Raw genomic sequence first — 14,580 nt, forward strand, 5'->3', positions numbered from 1 at the left:
CCCACGCCGCCGCGGCCGTCCGGATGGTGGACGGATCTGGCTGAAGGTCGGGACGGTGTCGTAGGTTGAGGGCACAACTGAATACCGCTCATCCAGAGGGGCAGAGGGATCGGCCCGAAGAAGCCCCGGCAACCCGTCGTTGCGGTGCCTTGCGCGCTGCCGACCACGGTGCCAATTCCGACCCGCCAAGCGGGAAAGATGAGGAGAAACCTCGCGATGACTGCTGTCAGTGTGCCCTCGACCGCCACCTCCTTCGACCTCGGCCCGGCTCGCGCCCTGTCGTGTCGCGAGTGCGGCCACGAGACCCCGCTCGCCCCGGAATACGCCTGTCTGGAGTGTTTCGGGCCGCTGGAAGTCGCCTACGACTTCGGCCGCGTCCGCCGCGAGGACATCGAGGCGGGCCCCCGGTCGATCTGGCGCTACCGCGGCCTGCTGCCCGTCCCGTCGAACGTCGAGTCGCACCCCAACACCAACCCCGGCCACACCCGCCTCGTCGAGGCCGACAACCTCGCCAAGGCGCTGGGTGTCCGCAAGGTCTGGGTGAAGGACGACACCGGCAACCCCACCCACTCGTTCAAGGACCGCGTCGTCGGCGTCGCCCTGGCGGCGGCCCGCGAGCTGGGCTTCAAGGTCCTCGCCTGCCCCTCCACCGGCAACCTCGCGAACGCCGTCGCCGCCGCGGCGGCCCGGGCGGGCTGGCAGTCGGTCGTGCTGGTCCCCTCCTCCCTGGAGCGCGCCAAGATCCTCATGACCGCCGTCTACGACGGCAACCTGATCACCGTCGACGGCAACTACGACGACGTGAACCGCCTCGCGCAGGAACTCGCCGCCGAACACGAGGACTGGGCGTTCGTCAACGTGAACGTCCGGCCCTACTACGCCGAGGGCTCGAAGACCCTCGGCTACGAGGTCGCCGAGCAGCTCGGCTGGCGCCTGCCCGACCAGGTCGTCGTCCCGATCGCCTCCGGCTCCCAGCTCACCAAGGTCGACAAGGCCTTCCGCGAGCTCGGCGAACTGGACCTCGTCGAAGCCACCCCGTACAAGGTGTTCGGCGCGCAGGCCACCGGCTGCTCCCCCGTGTCCGCGGCGTTCAAGGCCGGCCACGACGTGGTCTCCCCCGTCCGCCCGGACACCATCGCCCGCTCCCTGGCGATCGGCGCCCCCGCCGACGGCCCGTACGTGCTCGACGCGGTCCGCCGCACCGGCGGCGCGATCGAGGACGTCACCGACGAAGAGGTCGTCGAGGGCATCCGCCTGCTGGCCCGCACCGAGGGCATCTTCGCGGAGACCGCCGGCGGCGTGACCGTGGCGACCGCGAAGAAGCTCATCGAGACCGGTCAGCTCGACCCCGACGCCGAGACCGTGCTGCTGATCACCGGCGACGGCCTCAAGACCCTGGACGCCCTCGGCGACCGCGTGGGACCGCGCGCGAACGTCCCGCCGTCGGCCGAAGCCGTCATCAACGCCCTGAAGGACTGACCGGGGCACCGCGGCGGGACCGCGTCGGGCTTGCGCGCCCACGCCTGGCCGAACGGCCTGGGCGCGCAAGCCACCGGCGGGCACCGCCGCCCCGGGCACGGCCCGACCGTCACAAGGTGAGGCGGGACGTGCGCAGCCACCCGCTGCGCGGGAACGAGGACAGCTCCGGCATCACGTGCGGCCCGACCTCGTCGAGGTCCGCCCGCCACGCCGTGAGCCACTGCGGCCACGGCGCCGCCGACTTGTGCCCGTTGTAGCGGTTGGCCCGCCAGTTCTCCGGCAGGATCGTCAGGTCGTCGTCGAACAGGGCGTCCGCGATCCGCTGGTAGGCGTCCTCGGGCGACTTCACCTCCGTGGTCGGGACCACCCTGGTGACCTTCGCCCTGGCGACGATGGCACGCCCGTCCTTGCCGGCCCCGACGTCGTCGCAGATGTAGAAGGTGAAGTCGGGCCCCAGCTCGTCGCGCGGCCAGGGATGGGCCACGTACCCGGGCTGCCACAGCGCCCACCCCACCTCGCGCGGCGACCAGCCGGTGTGCAGGCGGATCCAACTGTCGTTGTCGTTGTTCATGGTTCTCCCCTTCAGGTGTTGTCGATCGGGTCGCCGCGGCGGGCGACCCGCGGCCCGTCCGGGCCGGGCAGGACGGCGGTGTCACCGTCCCGGTCGGTGCGCAGGACCAGGGCGCCCCGGCGGGTGAGCGCCTCGACCAGCACGCCGCTGGGGTGGCCGTAGCGGTTGCCCGCGCCGACGCTGACCAGCGCGACCTTCGGCCGCACCGCCGCGAGGAACGCCGGAGACGAGTACCGCGACCCGTGGTGCGGCACCTTGAGCACGTCGGCCCGCAGGTCGACCGGCGCGTCGAGCAGCGCGGCCTGGCCCGCGAGTTCGACGTCCCCGGTCAGCAGCACCCGGCCGGCCGGCGTCGAGGCGCGCAGGACCAGCGAGGCGTCGTTGACCGCCGTGTTCTCCTCCCCTCTCGGGACCGCCCGCGGCCCCAGCACGTCCAGGTCCAGCCCCGGCCAGCTCAGCCGCTGCCCGACGCCCAGCTCCACCACGCGGACGCCCGCGGCCCCCGCCTGTTCCCGCACCTCCCTCCACGCCCAGCCCGGATTGCGCGACGGACCCACCGCCACCGCGCCCACACCCCGCTCCGCCAGCACCGCCGCCAACCCGCCGATGTGGTCGGCATGCAGGTGGCTGAGCACCACCAAGGGCACTTGCCGCACGCCCAGCCGCCGCAGGCACCCCAGCACCGGCCCCGGGTCGGGCCCGGTGTCCACCAGCACCGCCCGCCCGGCCTCGGCCGTGGCCAGGACGACCGCGTCGCCCTGCCCCACGTCGCACGCGACCACCGCCCAGCCGGGCACCGGCCACCGCGGCGCGAGCACCCCCACGGGGGCCAGCACCGCGACCAGCCCGACCCCGACCGCCGCGAGCAGCACCCGCACCCGGCGCAGCCGCAGCAGCACGTAGCCGACGAGCACCGCCCCGGCCAGCGCGGCACCACCCGCCCAGCCCCGCGGCCACGCGACCGCCGACCCCGGCACCGCCGCCGCGTGCCGGCCGACCGCCACCAGCCAGCCCGCCGCCGGACCGGCCACCTCCACCACCAGCCGCGCCGGCCCGTCGTGCACCTGGGCGAGCCCGGCGGCCAGGACGCCGAGCACCGTCACCGGCGCGACGACCGGCGCGACCAGCAGGTTCGCCGGCACGGCCACCAGGCTCACCTCACCGGCGAACCCGGCGATCAGCGGAGCCGTGGCGGCGTGCGCCGCCGCGGGCACCGCCAGCGCCTCGGCCAGCCCGACCGGCACGCCCCGGTCGCGCAGCCACCCGGCCCACGGCGGCGCCAGCAGGACCAGCGCCGCCGTGGCGACGACCGACAGGCCGAAGCCCACGTCGACCGCCAAGCCGGGGTCGTGGAGCACGAGCACCACCACGGACGCGGCGAGGGCGGGCAACGCCGACCGCTCCCGCCCGAGCACCAGGGCGAGCAACGCCACCGCACCCATCACCGCCGCCCGCAGCACGCTCGGCTCCGGACCCGCGAGCACCACGAACCCGACCAGCGCGACCGCCGCCCCGGCCGCACACCCGCGTGGCCCGACGGGGAACAGCCGCAGCAGCAACAGCACCGCGCCGCACAAGATCGCCAGGTTCGCCCCGCTGACCGCGAGCAGGTGCGCCAACCCGGCCGTGCGGAACTCCTCCACCACCCTGGGCGACAACCGCGAGGTGTCGCCGACGACCAGGGCGGGCAGCAGCCCCGCCGGTTCCGGGTCGAGCGCGCGGCTCGCGGCCCGCAGGCCCGCTCGCAGCGCCTCCGCCCCGCGCTGCCACACCGGTGCGGGCGTGACCTCGCGCGGCGGACCCCGGACCCGCAGCAGGGCGACGGTCGGCTCACCGGGCCGCGCCGGCGCCAACGAGCCACGTGCCAGAACGCTCTGCCCGGGCAGGAGCGCCCCCCACGTCGCCGCCGGCGCCAGCACGACCACCCGGCCGCCGTCGTTGAGCGTCGCCTGGGCTCGGACCAGGTCGACCCCGCCCTGCCGCGAGCCGAACCCGCTGGTGCGCAGGCCGTGCGGCCGGTCGTCCAGCACGAGCCGGAGGGTGGTGGGCCCTCCGTGCTCCGCCGCCGACCGGAGCGGGTGGTGGGCCGACGCGTGCGCCTGGACACCGATCCAGCACGCCGCCACCGGCCCGGCCACCACGACCGCCACCGCCGCGGGCCGCACCCCGCGGAGGACCAGGCCACCGATCACGCCGGCCACGAGACCGATGACCACGGCCCACCACCAGGCCCACAGGAGACCTGTCAGGGCCGCCGCCCACACGACCAGCGCCGCGGGAACCAGGTGGGCGCGAGGGCTCACGGCCCGCCGCGCCGTTCAGGACCGTGATCGACGGTCTTGGGACGGTGGTCGGCGCGTCGATCGGACGGACGCCCGACGACGGTGTGGCTCAAGGACATGACTGCCTCCCTGGTGTTCGACGAGTGGGTGGGACCGCGGCGTGGGGTGGAACCGCGAGGACCCGGGGAACTGCGGCGCGGGAACGCGGACTTGGACCGGCGGCGTGGCTCGCGGGGTTGGACCGCGGGTGTTGGGGTGAGACCGCCGGGTGAGTGGGTCAGAGGCGGACGAGGTCACCGAGCTTGGCGAGCTTCGCGTCGCCGATGCCCTCGATCTCGCCGAGTTGGTCGATGGAGGTGAACGGGCCGCGTTTCAAGCGCCGCTCGACGATGCGCTGCGCTGTCACGGGCCCCACGCCGGGCAGTTGGTCGAGTTCCTCCTTCGTCGCGGTGTTGAGGTTGACGGGTTCGGTGGCGGGATCGGACCGCTGGGACGGGACGCCGACGGCGATCTGCTCCCCGTCGGCGACCTTGCGCGCGAGGTTGAGGCCCTGGAGGTCGGTGCCGGGGTGCGCACCGCCCGCCGCCTGCACGGCGTCGGCCACCCGCGCGCCGCTGGGGACGGTGACCAGACCGGGCCTGGGCACCGCGCCCACCACGTTGACCACGACCTCCTCGGGCAGGGTCGTGACCTCCGCGGCGGCCATGGGCAGCGGCGGCGGCGCCTCCGGCTCGGGCCGCTGCCACCACAGGCTCAACGCGACCGCCAGGAGCACGCCCAGCGCCATGCCGACGAAGACGACCCGCCGACGCGGCACCGAGCCCACCGGCAACCGGCGCAGGAGAGCGCGCAGCCCTCCCGGCGGGTCGACGCCCGCGGACGAGGTGAAGACGACCAGCGGCTCCTCGCGAGCCCGGTGCCTGCCCTGGCTCTTCGCGATCAGGGCCTGGAGTCGTGCGGCCGAGGTTTCGGATCGGTTCTCGAACATGCGGTCGACGCTAGGCCGGGTGGCGCAAGGCCCGCGACCGCCGGATCCGGATCTGTGGACAACTCCGGGCCTGTGGACAACTCGGCCTACTCGTAGCCGCCCGGCAGCACCACGACACCCAGCACACCCGGCCCGGTGTGCGCGCCGATCACCGCTCCGACCTCGGAGATCAGGCACCCGGTCGAGCCCGGCACCCGCTCGTCCAGCAAGGTCGCCAACTCGGCGGCGCGCTCGGGCGCGGCCAGGTGGTGCACCGCCAGCCCCACCGGTCCCGTGCCGGCCGCAGCCGCCGCCAGGTCGACCAGCCGCCCGATCGCCCGGCCCATCGTGCGCACCTTCTCCAACGGCACGATGCGCCCGTCGTCCACGTGCAGCAGGGGCTTGACGGCGAGCGCCGTGCCCACGAGCGCCGCCGCGGCCCCGATCCGGCCGCCCCGCCGCAGGTGGTCCAGGGTCTCGACGCAGAAGAACATCTTCATCCGCTTCGCCGCGCCGGCGGCAGCCGCCTCGACGCGCGCGGGGTCGGCACCGGCGGCGCAGGCGGCGAGCACCGCGAACCCCAGGCCCATGCCGGTCGCCCGCGAGTCCACCACGCGGATCCGCCCCGGATCGACCTCCTCGGCCGCCAGCCGCGCCGCCTCCCACGTCCCGGACAGCTCGCGGGACAGGTGCACCGACACGATCCCGTCCGCGCCGCCCGCCAGCACGTCCCGGTACACGTCGGCCAGCTCGCCCGGCGTCGGCCGGGACGTCGTCACCCGCCGGTGCTCCCCCAGGGCCGTGGCCAGCTCCTCCGGGCCGAAGTCCACCCCGTCCAGCACGCTGCGCCCGTCCACCGCCACGTGCAGCGGGACGACGCGGATGCCGTGCCGCTCCGCGAACCCTTCCGGCAGGTAAGCCGTGGAGTCGGTGACGATCGTGATGGACACGAGTGCCGAGACTACGGCTCCGCCGTGCCCGAGTGGCTGACCGCCACGGACCTGATGAGGTCGGCCATGGCCGCGCCGACCAGCGCGTGCCCTTCCCAACCCCAGTGCATGCCGTCCGGGTTGCCGCGCCGTGACCGGACGTGGTCGCCCACGAGCGAGGGCACGTCCAGCAGCGGCACGCCGGCACTCTCGGCCCACGACCGCACCGCGCGTTCCGCGGCGGGACGGCCGGTGTGCACGTTCGCGTAGGCCGGAGAACGGTGCACGGACGGTGTCATGCCGACCGCCCTGATACCCGGCTGCAACGCGTGCACCGACCGCACGCACGAGTCCAGGTAGCGGACGGTCAGGTGCGGCGGCAACGCGACCGGATACCCGCCGAGCAGCCGTGACAGGTGGGGTTGCAGCGTCCGGTAGGCGGACCGCGCGTGCCGGCGGAGCCCGTCGGGACGCAGATAGCGCAGCCCTTGCCGCAAGAAGGTCGGCAAAGGCGACGGCAACGTGTCCATGTGCCCCACGGCGAGCACAAGGACGTCCGTACGCGGCAACAACGACCACACGCGCGGATCACCGGTCAACGCCCACCAGGCGTCCCGAGCGGTCCACCCGAACCCGGCGACCAGCTCCGCATGCCCGCCCAACGCCGAAGCGGCCACGTTCGGCCACAACCGCGGGTGGTCCGCGGGCAGCGGCCCTCGCGGGCCGTGGAACGTCAGCGAGTCGCCGAGGACGAGCAGTCTCACCGGGTGGTTCCGGCGTTGTACGACGACAGGCGCCACGACCCGTCGCCGTGCGGGCGCCGGGTGAACACGGTCCAGTGGCAGTTGCCGATGCCGCCGAGCAGGCCCCACCGGTCCACCGGCAGATCCAGCAGCCGCCCGGTCAACGCGCTGATCAGGCCGCCGTGGGCGCACAGCATGACGGTGCCGGAGAACTCCTCGTCCACCGCCGCCACGACCTCCAGCGCCCGTTCGGCGACCTCGACGCGCGTCTCGCCGTCGGGCGGCGCGATGGTCCCGTCCGCCCGCCAGGCCTCCAGCACGCCCGGCCACTCGACCTCGATCTCCTCCGAGGTCAGGCCCTGCCACTTGCCGAGGTTCGTCTCCCGCAGCCGCTCGTCGACCCGCAGGCCGATGCCGGTGGCGGTGGTGAACACGGTGGCCGTGTCCCGCGCCCGCCGCAGGTCGGAGGCCACCACCAGCTCGGGCGCGAACCCGGCGAGCACCGGCACCGCGAACCGCGCCTGGTTCCACCCGGTCTCGGTCAGCGCCGAGTCCAGGTGGCCCTGCATGCGACCGGTCGCGTTGTAGTCGGTCTCACCGTGCCGCCACAGCACGAGCCGGTTGAGGGTCATGCCTCGGCGACCTCGTCGGTCACGGCGTTCGGCCCGGCGTCGAACTCGATGCGCGGGCAGTCCTTCCACAGCCGCTCAAGGCCGTAGAAGCTGCGCTCCTCCACGTGCTGGACGTGCACGACGACGTCCACGAAGTCCAGCAGGACCCAGCGGCCTTCGCGCGCGCCCTCGCGGCGGACCGGCTTGCGGCCCGCTTCGCGCAACTTCTCCTCGATGTTGTCCACGATCGCGCCGACCTGCCGCTCGTTGGGAGCGGACGCGATCACGAACGCGTCCGTGATCACGAGCTGGTCGGACACGTCGAGCACGATCACGTCGTGCGCCTTCTTGTCGGCCGCCGCGTTAGCGGCGACCAGCGCCAACCGTCGTGCCTCGTCGGTGGCTGCCACGTCTCTCCTCATCACCTCGGCGGGTGCCGATACACCCGCACGAGTCAATGAGGGTACCGGCGTCCGGCGTCAGTCAAGCACCGAGTAAAGCCGGCGCTTGTTCACGTACTGGACCACGCCGTCCGGAACGAGGTACCAGATGGGCAGTCCGGTGGCGTTGCGGGCGCGGACGTCGGTCGAGGAGATGGCCATCGCGGGCACCTCCACGAGCGACACCGCGCCGGGTGGCAGGTGGGTGTCGTCAAGCTCATACCCCGGCCGGGTGACCCCGATGAAGTGCGCGAGGTCGAACACGTCGTCCGCGCGCCGCCAGGACAGGATCTGCTCCAGCGCGTCCGCGCCGGTGATGAAGAACAGGTCCGCGTTCGGGTAGGCGCCCTTGAGATCGGTGAGGGTGTCGACCGTGTAGGTGGGGCCGCCGCGGTCGATGTCGACCCGGCTGACGGAGAACCGCGGGTTGGAGGCAGTCGCGATGACCGTCATCAGGTAGCGGTCCTCGGCGGGGCTGACCTCGCGGGCGCTCTTCTGCCACGGCTCGCCGGTGGGCACGAACACCACTTCATCCAGGTCGAACCGGGCCTGGACCTCGCTGGCGGCCACCAGGTGACCGTGGTGCACCGGGTCGAAGGTGCCACCCATGACGCCGATGCGGCGGTTGGACATGGGACGTGAGCGTAGTTCGCGCGGTGCGCGGGCGGCCGGTCAAGTCCCCGACGGCCGCCCGCGCACTTCGACTCCCCGTCCGCGGCCCTGGGGGAGGAGGCCGCCTCCGCGGATGCGCGGCCCACCCCGAAGCAGAGCCGCACGACGGTGAAACGGAACACCCCAGCGGCCATGACGCGATCGGTTGAAGATTTTTTAGTCGGTTCGAGTGACGCCGGTCACGGACCGTCAGGCCGTCGGGGCGACCACCGCGCCGTCCGAGCCGCGCACCAGGATCGCCTCCACGGGGCACGACTCGGCGGCTTCCACCACGACCTGGTCGGGGTCGATGGAGGGGTCGATCGGCTGGGACACGCCGTCGAGCCGGAAGTGGTCGGGCGCGATCGCCTCGCACATCCCGCTCGCGACGCACTTGCCCCCGTCGACTTGCAGCTGCCACTTCCCCATCGGGCTACCACCTCACCGCAACGGCTGATCGGACTCGACCAGTCTGCCCGTACCGAGGCCGGCGTCACCCGCCTTTCGGGGTGCAGTTACCCCTCGATGGGTGATCAGTGGATCACTCGCTCACGACGACGGCCGGACGTGCCCCTCGCCCCACGCGACCCACTTCGACGAGGTCAGCTCCGCCAGACCCATCGGACCGCGCGCGTGCAGCTTCTGGGTGGAGATGCCGATCTCCGCGCCCATGCCGAACTCGCCGCCGTCGGTGAACGCGGTGGAGGCGTTGACCATGACCGCCGCCGCGTCGACCCGGGCGGTGAAGCGGCGCGCCGCGGCGACGTCGCTGGTCACGATCGCTTCCGTGTGGCCGGAGCCGTGCTCGGCGATGTGCCGCACGGCCTCGTCCAGCGAGTCGACCACGCGGGCGGCGATGTCCAGGGACAGGTACTCGGTGTCCCAGTCGTCGTCGGTGGCCGCCACGACGCCCTCTTGGCGCGCGAAGGTCTCATCGCCGTGCACGGTGACTTCGTGATCGCGCAGCGCGGCCGTGATGCGCGGGACGAACTCGTCCGCGATGGCGGCGTGCACGAGCAGCGACTCGGCCGCGTTGCACACGCTGGTGCGGCGGGTCTTGGAGTTCAGGACGATCGTCTCGGCCATGTCCAGGTCGGCGGTCGCGTCCACGTAGACGTGGCAGTTGCCCACACCGGTCTCGATGGTCGGCACGGTCGCCTGCCGCACGACGGCGTCGATCAGCCCCGCCCCGCCGCGCGGGATGACCAGGTCCACCAGGCCGCGCGCGGTGATGAGGTGGGTGACCGACGCGCGGTCGTGGCACGGCAGCAGCTGCACGGCGTCGGCGGGCAGGCCGGCCGCCTCCAGGGCGTCGCGCAGGATCGCGACCAGCGCGGTGTTCGAGTGCTCGGCGGACGACGAGCCGCGCAGCAGGGCGGCGTTGCCGGACTTCAGCGCGAGACCGGCGGCGTCGACGGTGACGTTGGGGCGGGCCTCGTAGACCATGCCGACCACGCCCATCGGGACGCGGACCTGCCGCAGCTCCAGGCCGTTGGGCAGGATCGAGCCGCGCAGCACCTCGCCGACCGGGTCGGCGAGGCCGGCCACGGTCTCCAGGCCCTTGGCCACGCCGTCGATGCGCTTCTCGGTGAGCGCGAGGCGGTCCAGCAGGCCCTCCGACAGGCCGGCGGCACGGCCGGCCTCGATGTCCTTGGCGTTGGCTTCGAGGACCTCCGGCGCGCGGGCGCGCAGCGCGGCGGCCATCTCGTGCAGCGCGGCGTCCTTGCGCTCGCGGGTGGCCAGGACCAGGTCGTCGGCCGCGACACGGGCGCGCCGGGCGGCGGCGTGCACCTGTTCGCGCAGGTCATCAGTCACATGGACCAGACTACGGTCACTCGTTCGTGGCTGTCGCGGAGGTTCCCGCGACCTGGAACTCCCACCCCCGCACCCGTCGGATTGTCGGTGGCCTCTGGGATGGTGTTCGACGTGGACGAGATGGCGTTGCGCGAACTGGCCGAGGAACGGCTGCGGGCCCTGGCGGGGCCCGCCGCGGTGCTGCGCGAGGACCAGTGGACAGCCATCCGGGCGCTGGTCGCCGAGCGGCGGCGGGCGCTGGTCGTGCAGCGGACGGGGTGGGGCAAGTCGGCGGTGTACTTCATCGCCACGGCGTTGCTGCGGGCGCTGGGCGAAGGGCCCACGGTGATCGTGTCGCCGTTGCTGGCGTTGATGCGCAACCAGGTCGACGCGGCGGCGCGGGCGGGCGTGCACGCGGCCACCATCAACTCGGCCAACACCGACGAGTGGCACGACGTGCAGGACCGCGTGGCGGCCGGCGAGGTGGACGTCCTGCTGGTGTCACCGGAAAGGTTGAACAACCCGGATTTCCGTGACTCCGTCCTCCCCTCGCTGACATCATCGGCGGGGCTGCTGGTGGTCGACGAGGCCCATTGCATCTCCGACTGGGGCCACGACTTCCGGCCCGACTACCGGCGGCTGCGGACGTTGCTCACGGAGCTGCCGGCCGGGGTGCCGGTGCTGGCGACGACCGCGACGGCCAACGACCGGGTGGTGCGGGACGTGGCCGAGCAACTGGGGTTGGGCGCGGGTTCGGACACGCTGGTGCTGCGGGGCCCGCTGGACCGGGAGAGCCTGCGGCTGTCGGTGGTGCGGCTGCCGGGGGCGGAGGCCAGGCTGGGGTGGCTGGCCGACCGGCTCCACGAGCTGCCGGGCTCGGGGATCGTCTACGCGTTGACCGTGGCCTCCGCCGACGACGTGGCGGCCTTCCTCCGGGAACGCGGGTTCGAGGTGGCGGCCTACTCCGGGCGAACGGACCCGGCGGAACGGCAGCGCGCCGAGCAGGACCTGTTGGACAACCGCGTCAAGGCGCTGGTGGCCACCTCGGCGCTGGGCATGGGGTTCGACAAGCCGGACCTGGGGTTCGTGGTGCACCTGGGCGCGCCACCCTCCCCCATCGCGTACTACCAGCAGATCGGACGTGCGGGCCGCGGGGTGGAGCGGGCCGAGGTCCTGTTGCTGCCGGGTCCGGAGGACCGGGACATCTGGGCGTACTTCGCGTCCCTGGCGTTCCCGCCCGAACGGATCGTGCGGCAGGTGCTGGACGCGTTGGCCGACGCGGGGCGGGTGCTGTCGACGGCGGCGCTGGAGCCGTTGGTGGAGCTGTCCCGAACACGGCTGGAAGTGGTGTTGAAGGTGCTCGACGTGGACGGCGCGGTGCGGCGCGTCCGCGGCGGGTGGGAGTCGACCGGGCGGCCGTGGTCCTACGACGCGGAGCGGTACGCGCGGATCGAGGCGGCACGGCAGGTCGAGCAGCGCGCTGTGCTCGACTACCTGGCCACCGACGGCTGTCGCATGGAGTTCCTGTTGCGGCAGTTGGACGACCCGCACGCCGCGCCGTGCGGGCGGTGCGACAACTGCACCGGCCGGCGGTGGTCGGCGGAGGTCTCGCCGGCCGCGGCGACAGCGGCGCGGGAGAAGCTGCTGCGGCCCGGGGTGTCGGTCGAGCCGCGCAAGCAGTGGCCGACCGGGATGGCGGCGGTCGGGGTGGGGTTGTCCGGGCGGATCCCGGCGGGCGAGGCCGCCGAGACCGGCCGGGCGCTGGGTCGGCTGACCGACATCGGGTGGGGCAACCGGTTGCGGTCGCTGTTCAACGAGGAGGACCAGGAGGTACCGGATGACGTTTTCGCGGCGTGCGTGAAGGTGCTGTCGGCGTGGGGCTGGAGCGAGCGGCCCGTGGGTGTCGTGGCGGTGGGGTCGCGAACACACCCGCTGCTCGTGGACAGCTTCGCGCGGCGGATCTCCGAGGTGGGGCGGCTGCCGCTGCTCGGGCGCGTGTGGCTGGGTGAGGCCATGCGGCGGGCCAACAGCGCGCAGCGGCTGGCCGGTCTCGTCCGGGCGACCGAGACACCGGACCTGTCCACAGTGGATGGACCGGTGCTGTTGGTGGACGACCGGATCGACACCGGGTGGACGATGACGGTCGCGGCGCGGCTGCTGCGGCAGGCGAGTGCGGGGTCCGTGCTGCCGTTCGCGTTGGCGGTGACGGCCTGATGCTGACCACGGAACGGTTGGTGCTGCGCCGCTTCCGCCCGGAGGACGCCCCGGCGTTCGCCGCCTACCGGTCCGATCCCGGGGTGGCGCGCTACCAGTCGTGGGAACCGCCGTTCCCGCCGGCGCGGGCGGAGGAGTTCGTGCGCGAGGTGGCGGGACTGGACCCGGCCGAGCCGGGCTGGTTCCAGTACGCCGTCGAGGCGGACGGGGTGCTCGTCGGTGACGTCGGGGTCGGCCTGCACGAGAACCGGCGCCAGGCCGAGATCGGCTACACGATCGCGACCGCGCACCAGCGCAAGGGGTACGCGTCGGAGGCGGTGCGGCGCGTGCTGGACCACCTGTTCACCGAGCGCGGCCTGCACAAGGTGTCCGCCGAGTGCGACGCGCGCAACGAAGCGTCGGTGAACTTGTTGACGCGACTGGGTTTCCGCCGCGAGGGGCACCTGGTCGAGCACACCTGGATCAAGGGTGAGTGGACCGACGACCTGCTGTTCGGGCTGCTGGCCCGGGAATGGAGGGGTTGACGACCGGATCGGAGCCGTTCGCCGGCTCTTCCCCAACTGTGATCGGCCGTGGAAAGGTTCCAACATGGCTGACACGACCGATCCACGGGGAGGTCCGGCGTGACTGAGGCGACCACGGTCCGGGAGGGGCACCGGCTACCGGTCCGCAAGCTGGTGGCGGCGAGCATCGGCAACGCGACCGAGTGGTACGACTGGACCGTCTATGCGACGTTCTCGATCTACTTCGCGACCCAGATCTTCCCCAAGGAGAACGAGCAGCTCGCGCTGATCAACACGTTGGCGACCTACGCGCTGGCGTTCTTCTTCCGGCCGCTGGGCGGGTACCTGCTGGGGCGGTTCGCCGACCTGCGCGGGCGGCGGACGGCGATGATCCTCACCATCGTGCTGATGGCGGGCGGGTCGGCGGCGATCGGTCTGCTGCCCACCTACGAGCAGGTGGGGTGGCTGGCGCCGGTCCTGCTGCTGCTCGCGCGGATCGCGCAGGGGTTGTCGCTGGGTGGTGAGGTGTCGAACGCGTCGGCGTACCTCGCGGAGATCGCGCCCGCCGACCGGCGGGGCAGGTACTCGGCGTTCTTCTACATCTCCACCGGCAGCGCGCTGCTGGTGGCGTCGCTGCTCGGGCTGCTGCTGGCCCGGACGCTGTCCAAGGAGGACCTGGCGGCGTACGGGTGGCGGATCCCGTTCCTGATCGGCGGCGTGCTAGGGCTGGTCGGACTGTGGCTGAGGAGGAGTCTGGAGGAAACGGAACAGTTCGCGCACAACAAGGCGAAGGCCGAACGGCTGCGGCGGCCGTTGACCACGACGTTGCGGGAGCACCCGAAGGCCGTGGGGCGGCTGGTGGGGTTCACCATGCTGTCGACGCTCTGCTACTACACGTTCTTCAGCGCCCTGACGCCGTTCGCGGTCACCACGCGCAAGGCCGATGCCGGGGACGTGTTCCTGGCGCTGTCGATCGCCACGGTCCTGTTCATCGCCCTGCAGTACCCGATGGGCGCGCTGTCGGACCGGTACGGGCGCAAGCCGCAGCTGCTGGTGTGGTCGGCGGCGACGGCGGTGTTGGTGGTGCCGCTGTCGACGTTGATCGGACCGGGGCTCGGCGGGCTGCTGGTGGTGTTCTGCGTGGGGCTCGGGTTTTACACGGCGATGACGTCGATCGCTCCGGCGGTGATGAGCGAGTTGTTCCCGACGGAGCTGCGGGGGTTGGGCATCGGCGCCTGGTACAACCTGACGGTCGCGCTGTTCGGCGGCACCGCGCCGCTGGTCATCAAGGTCATGCCGGGGACGTCGTTCTTCTGGTACGTGGCGGCGGGTGCGGCCGTCGCGTTCCTGGTGATCCTCACGTTGCCGGAGACCAGGGGCGCCGAGCTGCGGTAGG

Annotated in this window: 14 protein-coding genes and 1 riboswitch; of the genes, 4 read left to right on the forward strand and 10 right to left on the reverse strand. The window is 73.0% G+C overall.

What is annotated here, in order from left to right; translation table 11 throughout:
- Positions 1-85 precede the first annotated feature (85 nt).
- Positions 86-205: riboswitch (SAM riboswitch) on the forward strand.
- An 11-nt stretch (positions 206-216) separates the two neighbouring features.
- The gene (thrC, locus tag ABD126_RS23125; protein WP_343935978.1) at positions 217-1,479 is read left to right on the forward strand and encodes a threonine synthase; all 1,263 of its coding nucleotides are present in this window, start codon (positions 217-219) and stop codon (positions 1,477-1,479) included.
- A gap of 109 nt (positions 1,480-1,588) precedes the next feature.
- On the opposite strand, the gene ABD126_RS23130 is transcribed toward thrC, so the two are convergent.
- From ABD126_RS23130 to ABD126_RS23175, 10 genes are all read right to left on the reverse strand, one after another.
- Positions 1,589-2,050: a hypothetical protein gene (locus ABD126_RS23130; protein WP_343935979.1), complete on the reverse strand. Its 462-nt coding sequence runs from the start codon at positions 2,048-2,050 to the stop codon at positions 1,589-1,591.
- Between the two features lie 11 nt (positions 2,051-2,061).
- Entirely contained in the window at positions 2,062-4,353 is a 2,292-nt protein-coding gene (locus tag ABD126_RS23135; RefSeq protein ID WP_343935980.1) for a DNA internalization-related competence protein ComEC/Rec2, read from the reverse strand.
- A gap of 256 nt (positions 4,354-4,609) precedes the next feature.
- Positions 4,610-5,320: a helix-hairpin-helix domain-containing protein gene (locus tag ABD126_RS23140; RefSeq protein WP_343935981.1), complete on the reverse strand. Its 711-nt coding sequence runs from the start codon at positions 5,318-5,320 to the stop codon at positions 4,610-4,612.
- An 86-nt stretch (positions 5,321-5,406) separates the two neighbouring features.
- A complete protein-coding gene (locus ABD126_RS23145) occupies positions 5,407-6,249 on the reverse strand; it encodes a DegV family protein (protein ID WP_343935982.1) in 843 nt (280 codons plus the stop codon).
- A gap of 11 nt (positions 6,250-6,260) precedes the next feature.
- Positions 6,261-6,992, reverse strand: a complete 732-nt coding sequence (gene octT / locus ABD126_RS23150; protein ID WP_343935983.1) for a diglucosylglycerate octanoyltransferase — start codon at positions 6,990-6,992, stop codon at positions 6,261-6,263.
- Complete coding sequence (locus tag ABD126_RS23155; protein WP_343935984.1) at positions 6,989-7,603, reverse strand: histidine phosphatase family protein; 615 nt, start codon at positions 7,601-7,603, stop codon at positions 6,989-6,991. Before ABD126_RS23155 ends, octT begins: the two co-directional genes overlap by 4 nt.
- Positions 7,600-7,992 (reverse strand): ribosome silencing factor, encoded by a 393-nt coding sequence (rsfS, locus tag ABD126_RS23160; protein ID WP_121222264.1) that lies wholly within the window; start codon positions 7,990-7,992, stop codon positions 7,600-7,602. Before rsfS ends, ABD126_RS23155 begins: the two co-directional genes overlap by 4 nt.
- Positions 7,993-8,061: 69 nt before the next feature.
- Positions 8,062-8,655: a nicotinate-nucleotide adenylyltransferase gene (gene nadD / locus ABD126_RS23165; protein ID WP_343935985.1), complete on the reverse strand. Its 594-nt coding sequence runs from the start codon at positions 8,653-8,655 to the stop codon at positions 8,062-8,064.
- A gap of 228 nt (positions 8,656-8,883) precedes the next feature.
- Complete coding sequence (locus ABD126_RS23170; RefSeq protein WP_343935986.1) at positions 8,884-9,102, reverse strand: ferredoxin; 219 nt, start codon at positions 9,100-9,102, stop codon at positions 8,884-8,886.
- Positions 9,103-9,222: 120 nt separating this feature from the next.
- The gene (locus ABD126_RS23175; protein WP_343935987.1) at positions 9,223-10,488 is read right to left on the reverse strand and encodes a glutamate-5-semialdehyde dehydrogenase; all 1,266 of its coding nucleotides are present in this window, start codon (positions 10,486-10,488) and stop codon (positions 9,223-9,225) included.
- A 99-nt stretch (positions 10,489-10,587) separates the two neighbouring features.
- Here ABD126_RS23175 and ABD126_RS23180 point away from each other — a divergent pair, with 99 nt between their 5' ends.
- The 3 genes from ABD126_RS23180 to ABD126_RS23190 all read left to right on the forward strand — a co-directional run bounded on the left by ABD126_RS23180 (position 10,588) and on the right by ABD126_RS23190 (position 14,579).
- On the forward strand, positions 10,588-12,681 hold the full coding sequence (locus ABD126_RS23180) for a RecQ family ATP-dependent DNA helicase (RefSeq protein ID WP_343936102.1): 2,094 nt from the start codon (positions 10,588-10,590) through the stop codon (positions 12,679-12,681).
- A complete protein-coding gene (locus tag ABD126_RS23185; RefSeq protein WP_343935988.1) occupies positions 12,681-13,205 on the forward strand; it encodes a GNAT family N-acetyltransferase in 525 nt (174 codons plus the stop codon). Before ABD126_RS23180 ends, ABD126_RS23185 begins: the two co-directional genes overlap by 1 nt.
- 99 nt (positions 13,206-13,304) lie before the next feature.
- Positions 13,305-14,579: an MFS transporter gene (locus tag ABD126_RS23190; protein ID WP_343935989.1), complete on the forward strand. Its 1,275-nt coding sequence runs from the start codon at positions 13,305-13,307 to the stop codon at positions 14,577-14,579.
- Position 14,580: the final 1 nt, after the last annotated feature.

This window comes from Saccharothrix mutabilis subsp. mutabilis (genome assembly GCF_039521145.1).
GTDB lineage: Bacteria > Actinomycetota > Actinomycetes > Mycobacteriales > Pseudonocardiaceae > Actinosynnema > Actinosynnema mutabilis.